We start from the raw sequence: 22,825 nt of genomic DNA on the forward strand, positions 1-22,825 counted from the left end.
AGTATTTGCCGTTAAGGCCTTGAAGCAAGGGTGGGCTCACGAATCGTGTCAGGTCCGGAAGGAAGCAGCACTAAGTCTGTTTCACTTTGTGCTTCAAGTTATTGAGCCATTAAGCACGTCCGTTTCCGAGAGGGAATGGACGTTTTTTATATTATAAGAGTGCGTCCAGGGGCGGTCAGCGGGTGAGCATTAACGCCATTGTGGTGATTAGCCCGGGCCTGGCTAATTGCCAAAATGGGGTTAAGCGGAACCCGTTGCCCCTGGAAAGCACGTTTTGGCTATGGTAGCGGAGAAGCTGAGGTTAATTGCCACCCTAGTGGCCTTAAGCGGAACCGGCTGCCCGTCAGGAACACGTTTCGGCTACGGTAATGGATAAGTCGGGGATAGCCGCCAACGCGAGCAGGATTAAGCGGAGTCGATTTTAGCCCCAGTCGACCATAGCAACGACCCGATTCTTTTTGTTGCGCGGCTTAACTTAATGGGAAGCGGGCCACGTTTTTAACCGTAATGTTTGCTATACTGGGGATAATGAACGGTTGTGGACGGAGTCACTTGACGGGTTAGGAGTTAAGTTCCCCTAAATTGGCTGGGCGAAGACGTGACAGCACCCCCGGAAAAAGGCTATAATAGTGAGCAGCGAATTTTTAACGAATTAAAGGTAGAAAGGAACAGATGATATGGCGTATCAAGCACTTTATCGGGTCTGGCGACCGCAACGTTTCGACGATATGATCGGTCAGGAAGTCATCACCCGCACCCTCAAGAACGCGATTACCACCAATCAAATCAGTCACGCCTATCTGTTCGCCGGTCCGCGGGGAACCGGGAAGACTTCGGCCGCAAAGATTTTTGCTAAGGCCATTAACTGTCATCATCAACAGGACGGTGAGCCCTGCAACGAGTGCGAGACCTGCAAGGCCATCACGGCCGGGACGTTAAACGACGTGATCGAAATCGACGCGGCGTCCAACAACGGGGTCGAAGAGATTCGCGACATCCGCGATAAGGTCAAGTACGCACCCACGGTGGCCGATTACAAGGTCTACATTATCGATGAAGTGCATATGCTCTCGACCGGGGCGTTTAACGCGTTATTGAAAACCCTGGAAGAACCGCCGGCCAACGTCATCTTTATTCTGGCCACCACCGAACCGCACAAGATTCCGGCGACCATTATTTCACGGGTCCAGCGGTTCGATTTCAAACGCATCGCGGCCAGCGATAGCTATCAGCGGATGACCTATATCCTGGATCAAAAGCACGTGACTTACGATGAACAGGCCATCAAAGTGATTGCCAAGGCCGCCGAAGGGGGAATGCGCGACGCCCTGAGCATCTTAGACCAGGCGCTCTCCTTCGGGGATAATGAGATTACCTTGGATAACGCGCTTTTGGTTACCGGAAGCGTCACCCACGAGTTACTTGCAACCTACGTCCAACAGGTTTTAAGCGGTGATACCAAGGCGGCATTGGCGACACTCCAATCGGTCTTAGAGGCTGGTAAGGACGCCGAACGCTTCACCGAAGACATTATTAGCTATGCGCGGGACCTGTTGCTGTATCAACAAGCCCCCAAGCTGGTGGAAGAAGCCGAGATGGGCAGTGTCAGCGATGCTTTCCAAGCGCTGGCCGCCAAGACCCCAGCGGCGACCATGTATGCCATGATTAACGAACTTAACGCCATTCAACAGCAGATGCGCTTTACCACGCATCCCGACGTTTACCTGGAAATTCTGACCATTAAGTTGGCCGAGATTGGGCGGACGCAGGGCGCAAGTGCCAGTCCAGCTGCGGTCCCAACCGGTGAGACGCCTAGTACCCCGGCCGCGGCTGATGCGGTCACGGCGTTGCAACATCAGGTGGATCAGCTCAAGGTCGCCGTGCAACAATTGGAACAATCTCCGGTGGCTAAACCCGCTGCGCGGCCTGCGGTGAAACCGCGAGTGAACGCGACGCGGACCCAGGAGGTTAACCTCGCCAAGATCAATCCGGTCTTGGGCGCGGCAACCCGGGAAAAACTCAATCAGCTCCAGGAGGTTTGGCCGGACCTGTTGAACAGTCTGACCGTCACCCAGCGGGCCGTGATGAAGGTGTCCCAGCCCGTTGCGGCGGCTGATTCCGGGGTTATCGTAGCGTTCGACTATTCGTTTTTGTACCAGAAGGCCACGACGGATCAGGAATTAACCGATGCGTTGGAAAATGGGCTGGACCGAATGGTGGGGACGGCACTACCGATTGTGTTCGTGCCCAAAGACCAGTGGCCGGAGATTCGTAAGAATTATTTGGCTGCACACAAGGGTGAATTGAAGGCCCATGCGGGGGGACAACCGGCAGCGGGTCCAGTGGGCCCAACGTCGGCGGCCCCAGCAACTGGGACCCCGGACACGGCCCCTACCGATACGGGGCCGCAGCCGCCGCAGGACAACCCCGTGGTGACTAAAGCCGAGGAACTTTTTGGTAAGGATATTGTTGATATCAAAACTGATTAAATTTGAAGGGATGGATGACCATGCGGAACATGGGCAATATGGGTAACATGGGTAGTATGATGAAACAAATGCGGCAAATGCAAAAGAAGATGGCGGAGGACCAAGCTGAATTAAATGCGCAAACCTTCACCGGCACCTCACCAGACGACATGGTGAAGGCGACCTTTACCGGGGAACGGAAGATGACGGACTTGACCATCAAGCCCGAAGCCATCGATCCGGACGATCCCGATATGTTAGCCGACTTGGTTGTGGCGGCCGTAAACGACGCTCTGGGTCAAGTCGAGGCCCAAACTAAGCAAACTTTAGGCAAATACACCCAGGGGATGAACATCCCCGGCATGTAAGCCACTCACGAGTTAAGTTGAAAGGACGAGACTATGCAGTATCCAGAACCTATTGCGCAGCTGATTGATAGTTACATGAAGCTCCCCGGCATCGGGCAAAAGTCGGCCACGCGGTTGGCGTTTTTTACCATTGATATGGCGCAAGATGACGTGACGGCGTTTTCTAAGGCCCTCATCTCGGCGAAACGGGATCTGCACTTTTGTTCGATTTGTGGCAATATCACCGAAAGTGATCCGTGTACCATCTGTGCCGATAAGACCCGTGATCAATCGCACGTCTTGGTGGTTGAACAGGCTAAGGATATCATGGTGATGGAACGCATGAAGGAGTACCACGGCCTGTACCACGTCTTACACGGGGTCATGTCGCCAATCGAGGGTAAGGGACCGGAAGACTTGAATATCACCAGTCTGATTAACCGGCTGCAGAAGAACCCGGCGATTAAGGAAGTCATTATTGCCACTAATGCGACGCCGGAAGGGGAAGCCACGGCCATGTACCTGTCGCGGTTGATCAAGCCGGCAGGTATCAAGGTCACCCGGTTGGCTCACGGCTTGTCCGTCGGGAGCGATATTGAATACGCTGATGAGATGACGTTATTTAAGGCCGTCGAGGGCCGGACCGAGATGTAAGGAGGTTATACCCATGTTTGGACAGAAAAAGCGAAAGCAGCAACGCCACTTGAAGGCCTTGCGCAGCACGTATGATGACCAGCTTTTGGCGGAAATTGATGCCGCTAAGGATAACTGGGATCACGCCAAGCAGACCCAAGAGGCCATTGCCGATGCCGATAACGAAATGACGGCTAATACGGCATTGGCCCGCCAGGTTTACCTCTTCTTATACCGGGAGGCCCGGCGGCGTAACGTCCGCAGCAAGCACATTGCGGCGACAGTATTTCAGGATTAATACAGTATTTCAGGATTAATAATGAAGTGATGCGATTTTTGCGTCGAAAGCCGGTTGGCCAGCCCTAGGGGTTGGTCAACCGGCTTTTTTTTCGGTAAACTAACTAAGCCGGCTTTCTTTACGGTATTAATCATGTTACGGTGGATGCAGAAAACAAAAAGTTATGTGTAAGAATAATTAGGGGGGCATTCAATGGTCAGAAAACGGGTTTTAGCGGTACTGGGGGGGCTGATGCTCCTGTTGCTCCTCGGGGGATGTCGGAGTCGGCCCCAAACCATGGCGGCCCCCCGACAGTCACCCCAGGCGTTTATTGAAACCGATGAAGTTCTACATACGAAGACGGATCGCCGCCACCAGGCCGCACTAGCTACCTTTGTGACTAAGCGGTTGGTGACCCAAGACGGCATCTATACCAACTACGTGGATACTGCCACGCGGCGGGCCGGCAGTGCGACCGGCCACGAAATGTTGAGTGAATCGGCGGGACTGTGGCTGATCTATCTGGCTCGACATCACCAATTTGCGGCGTTTCGCCAGTTTTACCGGGCGACGGCCAAGACCTTTGGCGACCACGGCCAGTTTAGCTACCGGTACGATCCGCGTAGCCGGAAGCGCTTTGCGGTCAATGCCACGTTAGATGATTTACGGATCATCAAGGCACTCAATATCTATGATGCATTGACCCAGACGACGCGTTATCGCCAAGTGGCCGCTAATCACTTTGCGGCGCTTAAGGCGGGAGCCCTTAAGGACGGTAAGGTTTACGACTACTACAATCCCCAGATAGGCCAGACGGCTCAGACTAGCAGTCTGGCCTATCTGGACTTTAAGACGCTAGGCTTTTACGAACGGGGAAGTGCTAGCGGGCGTAAGGCTTATCGTGAGTAGCTGAAGGTGGTTCGGGGCGGCTATTTGGGCGACGTTTTTCCGTTGTATGCGGCTAGCTTTAATTGGACGCACCTCACTTATAGCGATCGGAACTTGAATACGTCCGAAGCGCTCGAAACCCTGTTACATCTAGCCCAGATTGGCAAGCTCAAAGCGGCCAGTCGGGGTTGGCTGCAACAGCAGATTAAGGATCGAAAGCTCTATAACGGGTACACCACTGCCGGGAGCATCAGTGATTCGGGGCAGTCAGCGGCGAATTATGCGCTAGCCGCCATGATTTTTGCGACGGTCAACGATCGGGCCAACTACCACCGGGCGATGGCCCTAGTCTGGCAGGATCAGGTCACCAGCCACGTGGCGATTCAGGGGGGGATTGGTCATGCGCAGAGCGGCCAAAGCTATTCTTTTAATAACTTGACGGCGTTGAATGCGGCTGATTATTAATGATTATTTTTACGAGGAGGGGAGCAACGTGTCATCAATCCAATTAGTCAGTCGGCGGGGGCTCCGGTGGTTATCACCGGCGATTTTTGCCATGTTGTTAGCCGCCATCGTGGTGGGCGGTTTGTTGTTTATCGCGCCCATTCACGGCTTAGCCGACAACGGTGGTTTTGCGCAAACGTTAGCTAATAACGGGTTATATCCACTCACCGGTTACCAGACGGTGGGCTATCTCAATCCTCGGTTGGGGTTAATGCGTTACTACGACGAGGTTCGGGCGACGGGGTTGGGTGGGTTCTCATCGCAACGATTATTTGTGGGACTGGCCATCGGGTTGAATAAACTTTTCTTTAGTGCGAGTCAGTTTGATTTACGTTTTTTGGGATTAGTCTATTACCTGCCTTTCGTGGGGGCGGTAGGCTTGCTAACCCGGGCGTTGACGCAACCGTATCGACGGATTCGCAGCTACGTGCTAGCGGTGGTCATCGTATTGGTGTTTGCCGATACGTCGTTGACCCTGACCTTCAATTCCTTCTACGTAGCGCCCATTCTGTTGATTGCCGCCATGACCATGGTGGGGAGTTTACTGCTCTTACCACGAACCACGACTCACCGGGGGCGGTTGATGAGCCTGTACTTTTTCAGTGCGGCACTGCTGATTACCAGCCAACCGCAAAATGCGACGTTGACGGTGAGTTACTTGATCATGGCCGTGGGGGGCTTCTTCGTCTTTCGCCATCCCGCCCAACGTCTGGGACTCGTGCTGGGGTTCACGGGGTTGGTGGTCTGCGGAGTGACCATGGCCTGGGCTTTGACGCCACAGCAACGGAGTATCAATCGTTATCAGGCCTTTACTCACGGAGTTTTGCACGACACCAAGGATCCGAGTCGTTCGTTGACCCGGCAGGGCGTGAGCCAGCAGTTTGCTCTGATGCGTGCAAACGACTACTACCCGGTTAGCTTTACCGAGTTGAGTCCGGATACCCGCTACGTCCGCCAGCATCTGACGCGTTACGTGGGGACTGGTTGGGTGCTAACCTACTACGTTCACCATTGGCGACAGTTACGGCAATTGCTTGACCAGGCGGCGGCTAACCTGATGGTCACCCAGGATAAATCGGTGGGAAACTACCCGCCCCACAGTGGCCACGCCCAGGGGGCCCAGGTGAAGTTCTTTACTCTGGCCAGTACGACGGCCGGGGCCTTCTTCCCCCGGCGGTTCGCGTTCGATGCGTTGTTGGTGATCGCCCTGGTCTTGGTCTTTGGCGTCGGGGCCTATAACGACTTACGCCAACAGCGAACCTACGGGGTGGTGCGGTTCTTTCTGGTAGCGGGCTTGTTACTGAACCTCTTGTTGGTGCCGCTACTGGTCATTTTAACTACCGGGATGACCAACTTGACGCAGAACCTTCTTTTGGCCCCCATCAGCTTAAACTTAGCGTTATTGATTCTGGTGGCGGATCTCTTGAATCACCGTCTCTGGCACGTGGACGATCGGCAGGTGATTGACGATGACTAGACGTGACTGGGGCTTGGTCGGCCTAGTCGTCGGCTTATTGTTGGGACTGGTCTTTGTGACTGGGTCCGTGGCCCACGCCCAATCCCAGATTAAGACGCAGCGGGTCCTCATCGTCTACGATGCCCGTAATCCACGGGCGGGTGGACCGGCTAAGATTGCCACGTTACAGCGGTTACTGGCGGGCGTCGGGGTGCCGACCCAGACCGAAGCGTTAAGCGACTACCATGCCGGTCAATTGACTACCCAGAAATATCAGGGGGTGGTCACGTTGGTCGACTGGCCGTCCGGTCACGGCCATAACGCGGCGTTTACTAGGGACCGGGACCGCTTCACGGGACGGCAGTTACATATTGGTCAAAACTTGAGTCCCACGGAAGCCCGCCACCTTCACGTGACGCCGAAAACGCGATACCACCAACAGTTCACGCTGCGTGCAGGAAACAGTTGGCAACTCTTGCCGTTTAGCGAAAATCTGATGGTGTTACCGGGGCAAACGGATCACCAGTTGGGCCAATTACAAGCTCAGGGCACCGACCGGACGACCTACGCCTACGGAACGGTGCGGGGCCGTTACGGGTACTTGCCGTATCTGGCCAACGATGGTCTGAGTCTAATTCTAGCCATGCGGACGGTGGCCACGCTGTTCCAGCAAACGGGGAGCCAGCGACCGTTATTAACGATTACCGGGATAACGCCGTATAGTGACTTGCGCCGGCTACGCCAGTTGGGCCGACAATTAGCGGCCGCTAACATTCCGTTTGCAATTAGCACCACCACCGTGGCCAATAACACGGCACTACAGGGCTTCAGTGCGTTTACCAAAACCTTGCGGGCCATCGAACGGGATAACGGGGTGATTTTTCTCCAAACGCCGACGGTCCACGCCACGGATGCCCAGAGTGGTAACACGTTGGAACAGTTAATGGTGGCGCAGTTGAATCAACTGGGCCAACGTCAGGTGATTCCGGTGGGACTCAGCGCGCCGGCATATTGGAACCAGGATAAGTTGTTACGGCGCCATGGCCTCCAACGGGCTAGTGACGTCTTGTTGTTGCCCAACCCGACCGGACCGGTCTACGCCCAACGGGATAATTTGGGTGCAACCTACGAGAGAACCTGGTTTGGCCTATCGTTGCGGTCGTTGCAGACCCAACGCGACGGCCAACTCACGCCGGATCAATTGGCCCTCCCGACGGCCATCACCACGCCCATGCCGACCTCGGCACGGCAGTTAGCGGCTACGTTGCGCCAGATCAAAGCGTTACCCGTCACCTGGTATGATCCGCAGCAACGGTTGCAAACCAGCTTAACCAGTGCTTCGGCGACCTTTGCCTATCGCCGGGGAACCTACTTGCTGAATGGACAAGCCGTCACGATTGGCGAAGAAGCGACGGGTGTCCCACGTTACCGGTTCACCCGTAAGAATAAGGTGGTCCTAGGCAATTACTTTAAGTATCAGGGCTGGGCGCTACTGATTTTCTTTACCGGCACCACGGTGGTGTTAGTCACGTTTCTGGTGGTGGGCCGGCGGATCTACCGGCGAAAGTTTATGCGCCAACGGTAGGGTGCGGGCGTCCAGTTTATAAAGGAGCGGTTATGAGTATTTTAGATGTCTTTGTCTTTATTGCGATTCTGGCCATCTGGGGCATCCTGGTGGTGAACCTGATCTTGACTATGGCCGGTTACACCCAGTACCTGAAGGATGTGCGCACACCCGCACCGGAATTACCGGCGGTGCCACCGTTCGTGACCATCATGGTCCCCGCCCATAACGAGGGGGTGGTGATTGTTAAAACGGTGCTGGCGTTGCTGAACTTCGACTACCCCCATGACCGGTACGAAATTATCGTGATTAACGACAATTCCAGTGATAATTCGGCTGAGTTGTTGGCCCGGATTCAGGCGACCTATCCTCAGCGAAACCTGGAAGTGATCAACACGGATAAGCAAACAGGGGGGAAGGGAAAATCCAACGCCCTCAACATCGCCCTCAAGCAGGCGAAGGGAAGCATCATTTCGGTCTATGATGCGGATAATACGCCCGAACGTCCGGCGTTACGGATTCTGGTCGCCGAGTTATTGCAAAACGATCAGTATGGCGCCGTTATCGGTAAGTTTCGGACGCGGAATAAAAACGCATCGTTGCTGACCCGGTTCATCAACGTTGAAACGCTGTCGTTTCAATGGATGGCGCAAGCCGGGCGATTACGGCTCTTCAAACTTTGTACGATTCCCGGGACCAACTACGTGATTCGTCGTTCACTACTAGAACGCGTGGGGGGCTGGGACACCAAGGCCTTGGCCGAAGATACGGAAATCAGTTTTCGGATCTATCGCCTGGGGTACCGGATTAATTTCCAGCCCAAGGCGGTGACCTGGGAGCAGGAACCGCAGACACTCGACGTTTGGTTTCACCAGCGCACCCGGTGGGTCAAGGGGAACATTTACGTGATTTTAAAGAACTTGCCGCTGATTTTTCGGAAGACGGGCCGCGCGATTCGGTTCGATTTAATTTATTTTTTGTCGGTTTATTTCTTATTGATGACGTCACTTTTGTTGTCCGATTCGGTCTTTGTCCTGTCGGTCGCGGGCGTCGCACATTCGAACTTACGGGGATTCAACAATACGCTGTGGCTGTTCGCCATCGTCCTCTTCGTGATCAGCACGTTTGTGACGATTACCACGGAAAAGGGGGAGATGACGTTGAGCAATCTGCTCATCATTATTTTCATGTACGTGGTTTACAGTCAGATGTGGTTAGCCGTCGCAGCATACGGAATGGTGGGGTATATTCGTGAACAAGTTTTTCATCAACAAGCAAAGTGGTATAAGACCAAGCGTTACCAGTAACGTCTGGCAAGTGCTAGTGGGACTTTTAGTGGTGGCGATCAGCTTACTCAGTGGGCCGTACAGCACTGCTGCGGCCAAAGATACCAAGGCCAAGACGCCCACGCAGACCTACACGCAGCCGCTACAAAACACGACCATGAGTCTGTCGGGGCAAGCGGTTGAGACCAGTAGTTACTTCATCAAGGTCGATTATTGGCGGATGAAGCACGCGACTTTAAACCTGAACTATCAGGTTTCCCAATTGGCAGATCGACAGCTTTCCGATATCACGGTGGCCGTGAACGGGACCAAGTTCTATTCGTTCCGGCCGGTGGCGCAAAGCGGTCTACAGACCAAGCAGATCACGATTCCGTTGCGGCTCTTGCGGAGCAGTAATTCGCTAAAAATTAGTGGCCAGATCCTGACGCGTGACGGGAAACACGATTATCGGTTGGCCCAGACGCCGGCGAATTGGTTGACCGTTGATGCTCGGTCGAACGTGAATTGTGAGTATACGTTAAAGCAACCCAACGCCAACGTGAATTCGTTTTACGACCACTTTTCGGGCCCGGATACCGTCGTCAATCAGCAGTCGGCCATCGAGGTTCCCGCGCAGGCTAGTAACGCGGAGCTGACGGCTAGTATGGCGGCACTGGCCGGTGAAGCGCGGGTCATTACCACCGAGACTCAGCAGATTCCAGTGACCACGCTCACCGACCGCACCGCCCAACGTGCTGACTATCAGCTGATCGTGGCGACCTACGACCACTTGCCGGTTCGGTTTAAGCGCCACGTTTCCACCCAAGAAGTGACCAAGCAGGCCGTGATCAAGCGTTACGATGCGCAGGGGAAGCATTACCTAATCGTCACGGCCCCCACGGGCGACTTGTTGATCAAGGCCGGACGCTACGTGGCCAACGCCGAACTGATGCAAGAGACCGCTCATCCCAGTGAGACCGTGCGGGCCGACAATCAGACGTTCACGTCGTCACTCAATTACGATGGGCACTACCAGTTGACCACCACGGCCGATCGTTTAGTGGGGGCCAATCATCAGGAACGCAGCTACTTCGTTAGTCTGCCGGTCGACCGCAATAATGCGGATGGCTCGACCATTAAGGTGGCCTTACGTTACGCAAAAAACTTAGATTTTCGCTCGGCACTAGCGACCGTTTACATCAACGATACCGCCATTGGCAGTCACAAGCTGACGGCGCGGCGAGCGGACAACGACACATTTACCGTAAAGCTGCCCAAGGGGCTGGCCCTTACTAACAGCTTTACCGTCCGCATTGCGTTAGACTTGCCGGTTCAAACGACGGCTAACAGCACCAACGCCCAGACGCCCTGGGCCAGCATCGAGCCTAGCAGTCGCGCCAACATTCAATCGGCACCGGGCAACGATCTTTTATTTAGCAACTACCCGAATTTATTTTTACAAAACTCGACTTATGATCACCTAGCCGTGGTCCGGCCCAAGACCATGACGTTGGCGGATTACCGCACGTTGAGTAGCTTGTTCAACCTGATTGGTAACTACGCGCGGAGTAACCAGGGACAGATCACCTTCTACCAGGACCGGCCCAGCCAACAGGTCCTGACCCACGATAACGTGATTGCCCTGGGCACGCCGCAACAAAATACGTTCATTCGTGCGTTAAACGATAAGCTGTATTTCCAATTCGATGCCGCGGGAACCCGCTTGATTTCAAATGAAAAATTGAGCATCGAACCGCGTTATGGCGCCACGTTGGGGACGGCACAACTGCTTCGGTCGCCATATAACGCTAAGAAGGGGTTACTAGTAGTCACGGGGGCCACCCCGGACGACGTCGCTCGAGCGGCCGGGCAGATTAGTAACCAGAAAAACGTCGCTCAGTACACGGGGGATGCCGTGGTGGTGGATCGCGATAACCAGCATCGTGGTTACCGATTCAAGAAGAACAAGTTGATCGATACGCAGGTCAATTTGAGCCAACGGGTCCACCGCAACCGCCAACTCTTGGTGTACCTGGGAATTGCCCTAGGGATCATCGTGATCTTATTAGTGGCGATTTTGATGTTACTGAATAAGCACGGTGCTTTACACCGGTCACGAAGGGGGAAGCCACATGCATAAAAATACGCGAGAAAGTTGGCTGACCGACATCTACCTGATTGCCTTTCTGGGCTGGCTGAGTGTGCTCGCCATTGGGATGGCCGCCACGCGCCCCCATTACCTGCTGCTGAACGCCATTTTCTTGGGCGTGACCGTTTGTCTGATTCTGATGACCTATTTTTGGGGCCTAATTACGGGGTTATTGAGTAACCTCGCGTTTATTTTCGCGCAGTTACTGACCGTGATCTACGAAAATCAGATTAAGGCGAATTTGGTGCCCTGGGTGTTGGTCTATTGGTTGTTTATTCCGTTACTGTTGTCGTTAACGTTTTACGGGATGACGGCCCATGCGCGGCGCTTGCAGGCCCAGAACGCCAAGCTGCAAAGCGACCTGGTAGAACGGGGCGCTTTTGACGAGGATACCAACCTACGAACCACGGTCTCCTATATCGAAGATACGGCGGTGTTTACGGAAACCAACCGGCGCTTTGACTTGCCGGTGACCACCATGATTGTCCGTATTCGGTATTTCCAAGAAATGCGTAACATGTTGAGCGATGCGCAATTACGAGCACTCCTCCAGCTGGTGTCGCAGACCATCAAAGAGGCCATGCGGACTAACGACATCACTTATCTATTGGATCGGAGTAATCCTACTTGGGCGGTCTTGCTGTTTACGGATGCTGGCGGGGCAGGGATTGCCGCTAACCGGATTAAGGGTAACTTTGCCAAGGCGTTAACTAACGATGAGGATTTATCGAGTCTGGACGTTCGCTTGGTCGTCGGGGTGGCTAGTTGGGACGCCAAGCAGATGCAGTCGCCGTATGACCTGATGAACGCGGGAATCAAAGAAACCGAATACGATGTTTAATTGGTTCTAAAATATCTGTTGTTGGTAATCAAATGAATTTGATTACTGGCAACGGATATTTTTGTATAATCAAAGAATGTAAAAAAATGTACAAAAAAGGGATATAGTCGCAGACCTATATCCATCCACTACCACATTTCAAGAAAGAGAAAGTGACTATATCCTATGACTAATGATACTAAAATTATCCTGGGGATAAAAGACCCCAACATCAAAAAGTTAAAAGTGATGAACCCCTTGGAAATGATGGGCCCACTTAAAGTGCAGGCAATTTTGGACTATCGTCCAAAAGCATGCCCCAAATGTGGTGTCTTAAACCAAAAAAGTATTATCAAATATGGCTGGCGCTGGGCCAATGTTAAATTGCCTCGAACTGCCGAACGGGATGTCCAGCTTCATCTTAAAAAGCGGGACTTCAAGTGTAAGCACTGCCTACAATACTTTCTTGCGGAAACACCACTAGTTCAACGAAACCACACCATCTCTAACACAAGCAAACTTGCCTGTTTTCTAAAATTAAGTGAAACAGTTTCGATGCGTCATGTCGCTACCGAATTAAGCATCTCAAGTACAACGGTCCTGCGAATCATGAGAAGCTATCAGGGCAACGTCAAAACGCGTTTTGACTGGTTACCGGCTGTAATTAACATGGATGAGGTCAAGTCTACCAAAGACGCAAAGGGATCCATGAGCTTTGTATTTATGGATGGTATTCGGTGTGAATTCTTGGACATTCTGGAATCGCGGACACTCTATGATTTGGAGAATTACTTTAAACGTTATACGAAGAAAGCTAGAGAAAGCGTCAAAGTCATTGTGACAGATATGAACTACACTTATCCCAAACTAGCTGAATCTATTTTTCCAAATGCGATTGTGGTAACCGATCGGTTCCACATCGTTAACTCCGTGATGCGGGGATTCACTCGAGTAAGGATTCGTATCATGAAATCCTATGCGCCTTCAAACATGAAATATAAGGCTTTAAAGCGTTACTGGCGACTGTTCTTTAAGCCCAACGAGAAGTTGGACTTAAAGAAGTACTCTAATTACACTAACATTCCTGGAAGCCAAACTGAGAATAGCGTAGTCGAATATCTTCTTGATATCAACGAAGAATTACGCGAAGCATATAACCAGTTACAGACGGTCATGAGTGCCGTTAGGTACCGTGACATCGCTCGACTAGAAACAGTTCTAGACGGAAAAGACAATGGCTCAGAAGAAATGACGAAGGCGTTGAACGCACTGGTTGAGAACCGAGAATCGGTTGATAATGCATTGAGATATGAATTCTCAAATGGTCCAATGGAGGGTATTAATAACAAAATCAAGGTAATAAAGCGAGTTGCGTACGGCTTTGGCTGTTTCACAAGCTTTAGATTAAGGATTCATCTGGCATTTGGGCTCAAAAAAAATTGCCTAATCTCAAAGGATTAGACAATTTTATAAATGGAATTACCAACAACAGTTGACATAGAACCGTTTAATTATCGTGCCGAAAGGTCAGAACCCGCTATGCGTTCTGGCTTTTTTGCAAATCTAAAAATGAAGGCGCTCACCCCAAGATTTACGCTAGCCCGTAAATAGACATCATTTCTGAATTAAAGTACAATAGATTTATCAATGCCCAGATAGGGCTAGTTTCTATAATATATGCCAAAAAATGGGGTCGAAAAATTTTGTCAGGAACGTTTATTAGTTTTGAAGGTCCGGACGGGGCGGGCAAGACCAGTGCGCTAAAGGCCATTACTGCAGCGATTCAACCCGTTTTGGGTGATCGGCTCACGGTAACCCGCGAACCCGGAGGCAACGCCATCTCCGAAAGCATCCGCGCGATTATTTTAGATCGGGCCAATACGGCGATGGACTACCGGACCGAAGCCTTACTCTACGCGGCCGCCCGTCGGCAACATCTGGCCGAGACCATCTTACCGGCCTTAGCCGCTGACCAACTGGTCTTGTGTGACCGGTACGTCGATAGTTCCGTGGCCTACCAGGGGGCTGGTCGTCAGATCGGTGAGCAGGCCGTGGCGCAGATGAATGAATTTGCGACCGATGGGTTGTTGCCGGAGCTGACCATCTACTTTGACGTTCCCGCCGAGGTGGGCTTACAACGGATTCAAGCTCACCGTGATCCCCAAAAGGTCGACCGGTTAGACGTCGAGAAAACGGCCTTTCATGACCGAGTGCGCGCGGCGTACTTACGCTTGCAGGCGGCTAACCCACAACGAATCAAGTTAATCGATGCGACCCAAACGCCTGACCAGGTGGTCGCCGCCGCGTTGACCTTGATTAAGCAAACGGCCAGCAAGTACTTTACTGCTGGTGCTTAAGGGAGGAACCCATATGAAAATGCTTATTGCCATTGTTCAGGATAAGGACGCTAATCGCCTGAGCAATCAGTTTATTGATCACGATATTCGGGCTACGCGGCTGTCAACCACCGGTGGTTTTCTTAAATCCGGCAACACGACCTACATGATTGGGTTGGAGGATGACCGGGTGGAAGAAGTCTTAGACCTCATCAAGACCGCCAGTCATACGCGGCAGCAATTTATGACGCCGCCAGTTAACCTGGATGCCCAGCTTGACAACACTTCGTCGTATCCAGTCGAAGTGCAGGTAGGGGGCGCAACGGTCTTTGTACTGCCAGTTGAGCAGTTTCACCAATTTTAGGGGATGGCTATGACCGAAGAAACGCCGATTACGACCGCCCAACGGCTGCAACCGCAGCTAGTTAATCATTTTATGCACCTGATTGGGACCCAGCGGCTCTCACACGCTTACTTATTTAACGGAATGGACGGCACCGGCCGACAAGAACTGGCTCAAACGATTGCGTTGCGGCTCTTCTGTCAAAACGTTACGTCGGCCGGCTTACCCTGCGGCCAGTGTGCTGAGTGCCGACGGATTATGGCTGGTGACCATCCCGATGTGATCCGGGTGGTTCCGGACGGTCAACGCATCAAGGTTGATCAAGTTCGTTACTTGAAAGCCGAGTTCACTAAGAGTGCGGTCGAGGGTAACCAGAAGATCTTTATCGTCGATCAGATTGAACGGATGACCACGGGAGCGGCCAATAGTCTGTTGAAGTTTATCGAGGAGCCCGTGGGCAATACGGTAGCTTTGCTGTTAACGGCCAACAAGAACCTCATCTTGCCGACCATCCTATCCCGGACCCAAATTGTCGACCTATTGCCGGTGGCCCCCAAGGAGTTAGCAGCCGCATTAGCCGAGGTGGGCGTGGCCCCTAGTCAACGCAATCTGTTGGCGACGTTGACCGAAAGCGTGACGGCGGCTCAGGATTTAATGGTGGATGACTGGTTGGCGACCGCACAAAAGAGTCTGGAACATTGGTTTACGGCTTGCTGCCAGGGTGATGAACGAGCCTTCGTGCGAGTCCAAACCGAGCTGGTCCCGTTAGCCACTAACCGGGATCGCCAGCGAATTGTGCTGGATATGATTGTGCAAATCTGGCACGATGCCTTGCGCCAGCAAACGGGCGCCGTTGACGCACAAACGTTGACCTACCCCCAGGTGGCGGCGACTAGTCGCCAGATTGCCCAGCGCCTAGGGGTCGATCGCCTGGTTAACGTGGTGACGTTGACCCTGGCAACGCGGGGCCAATTGGCAGGTAACCTGAATTTTCAAGCAATTCTAGAAGCTTTAACGTTACAAATCCTAGCGCAGATACCGCGCTAAATTATTGAAAAAGGGGTGGCAATTTGGATAAACAAGCAGTTTACGATCAACTAAAGGAATTAAAGAGCCAGTTGGAAACCACATTGACTCAGTTTAGCGACCTGCAAACCGAACTCACGCAGGTCTTTGAGCAAAACGCCGAGCTCGAAATTGAAAATCAACACCTGCGTGATCTACTGCGTGAGCTCCAGCGTACCTTGCCAGAAGCCCCAGAAACCACGCAACAGGGGCTTTCCAAGTCGCGGCAAATTTTGGAAAAACTCTACGAAGAGGGGTTTCACGTCTGCCGAGAATTCTACGGGACGCGCCGTAAGCAAGACGAAGAATGTGCCTTTTGTTTAGAAGTTATTTATCGCGATCAGTAGGAGGAATTTTGTGACGATGCAACGACAACGGAGTTTTCAAGCCGAGACGGTCGGACGCCTGTACCTGGTGCCCACGCCCATTGGTAACCTCGATGACATGACGTTTCGGGCCGTTAAGACCCTTAAGGACGTTGACCTGATTGCCGCCGAAGATACGCGGAACACGCAGAAACTATTAAATCACTTTGACATTACCACCAAGCAGATTAGTTTTCACGAACACAACACGCAAGAACGGATCCCGCAGCTATTGGCCAAGCTTCAATCTGGGGCACAGATTGCCCAGGTTAGCGATGCGGGGATGCCGTCGATCAGCGATCCGGGCCATGAACTCGTCGTGGCCTGTGCCCAAGCGCAGATCCCGGTGGTGCCGTTGCCCGGGGCCAACGCCGGATTGACGGCGTTGATTGCGTCCGGCTTAGCGACCCAACCCTTCTACTTTTACGGTTTTTTGGACCGCAAACCCAAGGACCAAAAGGCCGAGATTGGGGAATTAGCCCAACGTCCGGAAACCCTGATTTTTTACGAGGCACCCCACCGGTTGAAGAAGACGCTAGCAAACTTAGCGGCCGGGTTAGGTGCGGAGCGGCCAGCAGTCCTATGTCGGGAGTTGACCAAACGCTACGAGGAGTTTTTGCGGGGCAGCTTAAGCGAGCTAGCCGACTGGGCGGCAACCGACACCGTCCGTGGCGAGTTCGTGGTCTTAGTGGGCGGTAACCCGCACCCAACCACGGTGGAAGACACCGTAGATTTAAGTGAACCGATTCCAGTACAGGTGGACCGACTGATTGCCGCCGGGGAGAAGCCTAATGCTGCGATTAAGGAAGTGGCGAACTTGCGCCACTTGAAGAAACAAGATGTTTACCGTATTTATCATCACCTAGACTCAGAGCAGGAGGCCCCGACGAATGAGCGCTAAAGCCTATACAGAACCCCACCGCGTGGTCTATTATGAAGCCGACGATACCGGCCACTTAACCGTGGCAATGCTGATTAACCTCTTTGTTTTGGTTTCTGATGACCAGAGTATCGACTTGGGATTACCGACCGACTTTATTCAAAGCTTCGGTGTGGGGTGGGTCGTTACCCAGTACCACGTCCAAATCACCCGGTTACCCCAAACCGGCGAAACGGTGACCTTAAAGACCCGGGCGACGGCCTATAACCGGTACTTTGCCTACCGGGAATATTGGTTACTAGACGCTCATGGTGAAACCCTGGCGTACGGCGAGGGGATCTGGGTCACCATGAGCTATGCCAACCGCAAGATCACCACGATTCCGGCCGAAATTATGGCGCCCTATCAGAGTGAAGAAACCGGTCGTTTACCACGGCTGCCCCGTCCCAAGCGCTTAGATGAAGCGGCCACGCTGACCACTAAGCCGTACCGGGTACGGTACTTTGACATCGACAATAACGGTCACGTGAACAACGCTCACTATTTCGACTGGCTACTCGACAGCTTACCAGCCGACTTCTTACGGACGCATCAGCCGGTTGACGTCCAGATCCGGTTTGAAAATGAAGTGCAGTATGGGCATCAGGTAGCTAGTCAGGTTGTGCACAGCGACGCTACGACCACGCAACACCGAATCATGATTGGCGAGACCATTGCGGCCATCGCCACGGTTGGGTGGCAGAACGTCTAAAATTTGCCTAAACGCCCGTAATGGGTGTGGCCGACCAGACTTTGTGGTAGTATAGTAAACTGAATAAATAGAATGAACTGGTCCTGAACTACCGGTGCGGGGCCACCAGCGCGAAATAGTTGACGGAGCGGTGCAGCGAATTTAGCGCGCCGCTCTTAGCATCTGGTCGCGTTAATACGTTGAGGGGGACCCAGTAAAAGATGAAAGTTTTAGCAATTGATACGTCTAATCGACCGTTAAGTGTCGCCGTTTTAGAAGATGAGACGGTCTTGGCGACGATTACGGTAACGGTCCACCAAAAGCACGCGGAATACTTGTTACCCGAGATTGAGCGGTTATTAAAGATGGCGGATCTCCAGCCCACCGATCTCGATCGGATCGTGGTGGCGGCGGGACCGGGTTCCTATACGGGCATTCGGATTGCTGTGACGACGGCCAAGACGTTGGCCTCGACGTTAAATATCGATTTGGTGGCCGTATCGAGTTTGGCGACCTTAGCGGCTAACGTGCCGGTTGAGGGCGCTCTGGTGGCCCCCATGTTTGACGCGCGGAACCAAAACGTCTTTGCGGGGCTCTACCGAATTCACGAAGGGGCTCCCGTGCCAGTTATTGCGGATGCCCATACCGACGTGACGGCCTTTTTGGCGGCCGTTAAGGAATACGCGGAACCCGTCTGGTTCTTAGGTGATGCCAGTCACTTTAGCGACCTGATTGCCACCACTATTTCGGCGGCTACGCCCACCGTCAGTGCGTGGGTGAACCTGCCCCAGGTGGCCACCATCGGTCTGTTGGGACAACACCTAGCGCCGGTTAAGGATGTCGATCGGTTCGTACCGAATTATTTGCGTTTGACCCAAGCGGAAGCCGAATGGCGCGCGAAGAACCCAAAAGAGGATAACCAATCATATGTTGAAAAAATTTAAAATTTGGTATAAAAACGTTTTTGGTAGTCGGCGGGAAATCGTACGGGAAGAAGCCCTGGGCGTCAAAAATCATCAGGTTGAGATTAACGGAGTCACGTATTTTGTGGCGAAGGCCCTGTTTACCGACATTCCAGAGATGATTGAAATTGAACGGGCCGTTTACGCCGGTAAGGCCCCCTGGGATTCGACGGCCTTTGCGAATGAATTGCGACGAGACAAGGACCGCTTGTATCTGGTTATTCGGAAGAACGACCGGTTACTAGCGTTTATTGGGAGTACTTTTGATGAACGGACCAGAGACGCCCACATCACCAACATTGCGGTGCTACCGGATTATCAAAACCGGGGATTGGGACGCTTTCTGCTCAATATCATGATTAAAAAGGCGCAACGTCTCAATTACAAGACCGTTAGTCTGGGAGTGCGGGTCTCGAATCAGCAGGCCCAACACCTGTATCAGGATCTGAGCTTTCAACAAACGGGGATCAAGCGGGGGTATTACTTCGGTGATCACGAAGATGCAGCGGATATGGTCTTAAACTTGGAAACGGCTAAAGTCTCGGACACCCAAAACGCACAGGAAGCACAAGCTCATAACTAGGCATAGATTACGCGCGGCAGCGTCCGCGCGTTTTTTCCGGAGAAAATTAGAAGGAGTGAGTCCAACGGATAAGCGAAATTTAATTCTAGCGTTTGAATCAAGTTGTGATGAAACCAGTGTGGCCGTGATCGAAGACGGTCACAAGATCTTGTCCAACATTGTGGCGACTCAAATCAAGAGTCACCAACGATTTGGCGGGGTGGTTCCCGAAGTGGCTAGTCGGCATCACATCGAAGAGGTCACCTTGTGCATCAAGGATGCGCTGCAGGAAGCGGGCGTCACTTACGCCGACCTCGATGCCGTGGCCGTCACGTACGGACCCGGCCTGGTGGGCGCGTTGCTCATTGGGGTGACCGCCGCTAAAACGGTAGCCTTTGCGCATAATTTACCGTTGATTCCGGTTAACCACATGGCTGGCCATATCTATGCGGCCCGCTACGTGGAACCCATCGAGTTTCCGGCCATGGCGTTGTTGGTTTCCGGAGGGCATACGGAACTAGTTTACATGCCCGCCGAAAACCAATTCGAAATCATCGGGGAGACCCGTGATGACGCGGCTGGTGAAGCCTATGACAAGGTCGGTCGGGTGATGGGGGTCAACTATCCGGCGGGAAAGACGGTCGACGAATGGGCTCACCAGGGGCACGACACCTTCCACTTCCCGCGGGCGATGGAGAAGGACGATAACTTCGACTTTAGCTTTAGTGGGTTGAAGAGTGCCTTCATCAATACCACCCACCACGCCGACCAGATTGGTGAAACGCTTGATAAGCACGACTTGGCGGCGAGCTTCCAGCAGGCCGTAGTTGACGTGCTAGCCGAAAAAACTTTGCGGGCTTTACGGGACTATCCGGTTCACCAGCTGATCTTAGCCGGTGGGGTGGCCGCTAATCGGGGCCTGCGAGAACGGTTGGACCACGACCTGGCAACCGTTAACGGAACCCACTTGGTCAAAGCACCGTTGAAGTTATGTGGCGATAACGCCGCGATGATCGGTGCCTTTGCCAATGTGGCGTACCGGCACGGGGTCTTCGCGGACGCGACGTTAAATGCCGATCCGAGTCTGGAATTTGACTGGGTCGCGGACGCGGCGAAGTAAGTTTAAGTTAAAATAGGTACTAAAAAAGGTCAGCCCCTCGCGAGAACTACTCTCGGGAGGGGTTGACCTTTTTGGCGTTAAGGATTAATCGGTAAAGTCTTCGAGTTCTAAGCTTTTATTGGTCCAGTCGTCTTCGACGGTGTTGAGTTCCTGGTTGGTGGCGTCCAACTGTTGCTGCAGGTCTCCCAGTTTCTCGACGTCGTTAAAGTAGTCGGGCTGACTCATGGTTTTTTCGATATCGGCCTTTTGGGCTTCCAATTTGGCCATCTGTGCTTCGAGGGCGTCGACCTGTCGGGATAGCTTGCGTTTGACTTTTTGGTGTTCTTTTTGTTGCTGGTAGTCGACCTGCGTTTGCTTGGGTGCGGCGACCGTGGGGTGGGCCGCTTCGGCTTCGGCGGCTTCTTTGGCCGCGTAAGCGTCCTGCTCGGCCTTTTTGTCCACGTAGTAGTCGTAGTTCCCCAGGTAACGGGTCGTCCCGTCTGGACTCAGTTCGATGACCTGGTTGGCCACCTGGTTGATGAAGTACCGGTCGTGAGAGACGAACAGGATGGTGCCGTCAAATTCGTTTAAAGCCGTTTCCAAAACCTCGCGGCTGTCGATGTCCAAGTGGTTGGTGGGTTCGTCGAGCATCAAGAAGTTGTCGTGACGCAGGGCCAGCTTAGTCAAAAGTAACCGAGCTTTTTCGCCCCCACTTAGGCTGTGAACGGTCTTGTCGACGTCGGCGCCGGTAAACAGGAAGCTACCCAGGATCGAGCGGATATCGCCCTCGGGTGTCGTGGGGTGGTCGTCCCAAAGCTCGTGCAAAACGGTCTTCTTGTCGTGCAAGTTGGCCTGGTCCTGGTCGTAGTAACCGGTGTCCACGCCGGTACCGAAGATGATCTGGCCCTTGAGTGCCGGAATCTTCCCGAGAATCGTTTTGAGTAGGGTGGATTTGCCCACCCCGTTAGGCCCCACGATGGCGATGGCCTGGTGTTTCTTGATGTCGAGGTTGATGGGCGAGCACAAGGTCTGGCCGTCGTACCCGACCGCGGCGTTGACCACGTCGAGGACCACGTTGCCGCTTTGACGGTGGGGCCGAAAGGTGAAGCGGGCAACCTTCTCGTCCCCTTCGGGTTTATCCAGCCGGTCCATTTTCTCCAATTGTTTGCGCCGCGCTTGGGCCCGTTTAGTAGTGGAAGCACGGACAATGTTGCGGTTGACAAAGTCTTCAAGTTTCGAGATTTCGGTCTGCTGCTTGTCGTATTCCTTCCATTCCTGTTGGAGTCGTTGGGCCTTTTCGTCGATGAAGTGCGAATAATTTCCCGGGTAATGATGGAGACTGCCACGGGCCATATCGTAGACTTCGGTGGCCACGTGGTCCAGAAAGTAACGGTCATGGGAAACCACGAGCAAGGCTCCCGGATAGCCTTGGAGGTAACCTTCTAGCCAGGTCAGCGTCTCGACGTCTAAGTGGTTGGTGGGTTCGTCCAGGATGAGGAGATCGGGTTTTTCCAGCAGGCGTTTGGCCAAGGCCAGTTGCGTGCGTTGGCCCCCGGAGAGTTCGCTGATGGGTTTATCGTAGAATTCCTCGCCAAATTCAAATCCGTGCAACACGCCGCGAATTTCGGCTTGATAACCGTAGCCGTTCTGATCACTAAAGTCCTGTTGGAGTTGATCGTAGGTTTTGGTGATCTGGTCGAACTGTTCGGTGTCGGCAATCACGCTGGGATCACTCATTTGGGCTTCCAGGTCGTGAATCTTGCGTTCCATGGCGCGCTGCTTGGCAAAGACGGTGAGCATTTCGTCCCAGACCGATTTATCGGAATTTAGTCCCGCATTTTGGGCTTGATACCCCACGGTCAGGCCCCGTTTACGGGTAATTTGACCTTCGTCGGGGGTGGTTTCCCCGGCAATCATTTTAATCAGGGTGGATTTACCAGCCCCGTTGCGCCCGACTAAGGCGACCCGTCCGTGTTCGGCGACGTCGAGATTGACATCGTGGAAGAGGACGGTGGCCCCGAAACGCCGGGTCACTTGTTGGACTTGTAAGAGAATCACAAAACCAACCTCCTTTACGCAATTTGCGGTTATTAATACTCTACATTTTAGCAT

22 protein-coding genes and 1 other RNA gene are annotated in these 22,825 nt (G+C 53.1%); 22 read left to right on the forward strand and 1 reads right to left on the reverse strand.

The window, feature by feature from the left end:
• The first annotated feature begins 16 nt into the window (after nt 1–16).
• The 22 genes from ffs to tsaD all read left to right on the forward strand — a co-directional run bounded on the left by ffs (nt 17) and on the right by tsaD (nt 20,734).
• Nucleotides 17–103: signal recognition particle sRNA small type (gene ffs, locus RI501_RS04335), an RNA gene on the forward strand.
• A 574-nt stretch (nt 104–677) separates the two neighbouring features.
• Entirely contained in the window at nt 678–2,489 is a 1,812-nt protein-coding gene (gene dnaX / locus RI501_RS04340) for a DNA polymerase III subunit gamma/tau (protein WP_313820515.1), read from the forward strand.
• 29 nt (nt 2,490–2,518) lie between these two features.
• The gene (locus RI501_RS04345; protein ID WP_057732397.1) at nt 2,519–2,836 is read left to right on the forward strand and encodes a YbaB/EbfC family nucleoid-associated protein; all 318 of its coding nucleotides are present in this window, start codon (nt 2,519–2,521) and stop codon (nt 2,834–2,836) included.
• Nucleotides 2,837–2,869: 33 nt separating this feature from the next.
• The gene (gene recR, locus RI501_RS04350) at nt 2,870–3,469 is read left to right on the forward strand and encodes a recombination mediator RecR (protein WP_057800811.1); all 600 of its coding nucleotides are present in this window, start codon (nt 2,870–2,872) and stop codon (nt 3,467–3,469) included.
• 13 nt (nt 3,470–3,482) lie between these two features.
• Complete coding sequence (locus tag RI501_RS04355; RefSeq protein WP_313820516.1) at nt 3,483–3,746, forward strand: YaaL family protein; 264 nt, start codon at nt 3,483–3,485, stop codon at nt 3,744–3,746.
• Nucleotides 3,747–3,938: 192 nt separating this feature from the next.
• The gene (locus tag RI501_RS04360; protein ID WP_313820517.1) at nt 3,939–4,634 is read left to right on the forward strand and encodes a hypothetical protein; all 696 of its coding nucleotides are present in this window, start codon (nt 3,939–3,941) and stop codon (nt 4,632–4,634) included.
• A gap of 24 nt (nt 4,635–4,658) precedes the next feature.
• Nucleotides 4,659–5,078 (forward strand): hypothetical protein, encoded by a 420-nt coding sequence (locus tag RI501_RS04365; protein ID WP_313820518.1) that lies wholly within the window; start codon nt 4,659–4,661, stop codon nt 5,076–5,078.
• Nucleotides 5,079–5,106: 28 nt separating this feature from the next.
• Entirely contained in the window at nt 5,107–6,594 is a 1,488-nt protein-coding gene (gene wsfD, locus RI501_RS04370) for a glycan biosynthesis hexose transferase WsfD (protein WP_313820519.1), read from the forward strand.
• The gene (locus RI501_RS04375) at nt 6,587–8,158 is read left to right on the forward strand and encodes a hypothetical protein (protein ID WP_313820520.1); all 1,572 of its coding nucleotides are present in this window, start codon (nt 6,587–6,589) and stop codon (nt 8,156–8,158) included. The genes wsfD and RI501_RS04375 overlap by 8 nt, the downstream gene beginning before the upstream one ends.
• A gap of 32 nt (nt 8,159–8,190) precedes the next feature.
• Nucleotides 8,191–9,444 carry a glycosyltransferase family 2 protein gene (locus tag RI501_RS04380; RefSeq protein ID WP_313820521.1) on the forward strand — a complete coding sequence of 418 codons (1,254 nt, stop codon included), beginning with the start codon at nt 8,191–8,193 and terminating at the stop codon, nt 9,442–9,444.
• On the forward strand, nt 9,389–11,542 hold the full coding sequence (locus tag RI501_RS04385; RefSeq protein ID WP_313820522.1) for a cellulose biosynthesis cyclic di-GMP-binding regulatory protein BcsB: 2,154 nt from the start codon (nt 9,389–9,391) through the stop codon (nt 11,540–11,542). Before RI501_RS04380 ends, RI501_RS04385 begins: the two co-directional genes overlap by 56 nt.
• Nucleotides 11,535–12,392 (forward strand): GGDEF domain-containing protein, encoded by an 858-nt coding sequence (locus RI501_RS04390; protein ID WP_313820523.1) that lies wholly within the window; start codon nt 11,535–11,537, stop codon nt 12,390–12,392. Before RI501_RS04385 ends, RI501_RS04390 begins: the two co-directional genes overlap by 8 nt.
• Before the next feature lie 165 nt (nt 12,393–12,557).
• Nucleotides 12,558–13,832, forward strand: a complete 1,275-nt coding sequence (locus RI501_RS04395) for an ISL3 family transposase (RefSeq protein WP_313820033.1) — start codon at nt 12,558–12,560, stop codon at nt 13,830–13,832.
• Between the two features lie 242 nt (nt 13,833–14,074).
• The gene (gene tmk, locus RI501_RS04400; protein ID WP_396442507.1) at nt 14,075–14,728 is read left to right on the forward strand and encodes a dTMP kinase; all 654 of its coding nucleotides are present in this window, start codon (nt 14,075–14,077) and stop codon (nt 14,726–14,728) included.
• Nucleotides 14,729–14,741: 13 nt separating this feature from the next.
• On the forward strand, nt 14,742–15,071 hold the full coding sequence (locus RI501_RS04405) for a cyclic-di-AMP receptor (protein ID WP_313820524.1): 330 nt from the start codon (nt 14,742–14,744) through the stop codon (nt 15,069–15,071).
• Nucleotides 15,072–15,080: 9 nt separating this feature from the next.
• Nucleotides 15,081–16,097 carry a DNA polymerase III subunit delta' gene (gene holB / locus RI501_RS04410; protein ID WP_313820525.1) on the forward strand — a complete coding sequence of 339 codons (1,017 nt, stop codon included), beginning with the start codon at nt 15,081–15,083 and terminating at the stop codon, nt 16,095–16,097.
• A 23-nt stretch (nt 16,098–16,120) separates the two neighbouring features.
• Nucleotides 16,121–16,462 carry a DNA replication initiation control protein YabA gene (locus RI501_RS04415; RefSeq protein ID WP_313820526.1) on the forward strand — a complete coding sequence of 114 codons (342 nt, stop codon included), beginning with the start codon at nt 16,121–16,123 and terminating at the stop codon, nt 16,460–16,462.
• A 16-nt stretch (nt 16,463–16,478) separates the two neighbouring features.
• Nucleotides 16,479–17,381 carry a 16S rRNA (cytidine(1402)-2'-O)-methyltransferase gene (gene rsmI, locus RI501_RS04420; RefSeq protein ID WP_313820527.1) on the forward strand — a complete coding sequence of 301 codons (903 nt, stop codon included), beginning with the start codon at nt 16,479–16,481 and terminating at the stop codon, nt 17,379–17,381.
• Nucleotides 17,371–18,111, forward strand: coding sequence for an acyl-[acyl-carrier-protein] thioesterase (locus RI501_RS04425; RefSeq protein WP_313820528.1), 741 nt, complete (start codon nt 17,371–17,373; stop codon nt 18,109–18,111). The genes rsmI and RI501_RS04425 overlap by 11 nt, the downstream gene beginning before the upstream one ends.
• Before the next feature lie 200 nt (nt 18,112–18,311).
• Complete coding sequence (gene tsaB / locus RI501_RS04430) at nt 18,312–19,034, forward strand: tRNA (adenosine(37)-N6)-threonylcarbamoyltransferase complex dimerization subunit type 1 TsaB (RefSeq protein ID WP_313820529.1); 723 nt, start codon at nt 18,312–18,314, stop codon at nt 19,032–19,034.
• Nucleotides 19,018–19,635, forward strand: coding sequence for a ribosomal protein S18-alanine N-acetyltransferase (gene rimI, locus RI501_RS04435; protein WP_313820530.1), 618 nt, complete (start codon nt 19,018–19,020; stop codon nt 19,633–19,635). Before tsaB ends, rimI begins: the two co-directional genes overlap by 17 nt.
• A gap of 55 nt (nt 19,636–19,690) precedes the next feature.
• The gene (tsaD, locus tag RI501_RS04440) at nt 19,691–20,734 is read left to right on the forward strand and encodes a tRNA (adenosine(37)-N6)-threonylcarbamoyltransferase complex transferase subunit TsaD (RefSeq protein ID WP_313820531.1); all 1,044 of its coding nucleotides are present in this window, start codon (nt 19,691–19,693) and stop codon (nt 20,732–20,734) included.
• A gap of 84 nt (nt 20,735–20,818) precedes the next feature.
• Here tsaD and RI501_RS04445 read toward each other — a convergent pair whose 3' ends face one another.
• The gene (locus RI501_RS04445) at nt 20,819–22,771 is read right to left on the reverse strand and encodes an ABC-F family ATP-binding cassette domain-containing protein (protein WP_313820532.1); all 1,953 of its coding nucleotides are present in this window, start codon (nt 22,769–22,771) and stop codon (nt 20,819–20,821) included.
• Nucleotides 22,772–22,825: the final 54 nt, after the last annotated feature.

The organism is Levilactobacillus zymae, from assembly GCF_032190635.1.
Classification (GTDB): Bacteria; Bacillota; Bacilli; order Lactobacillales; family Lactobacillaceae; genus Levilactobacillus; species Levilactobacillus zymae_A.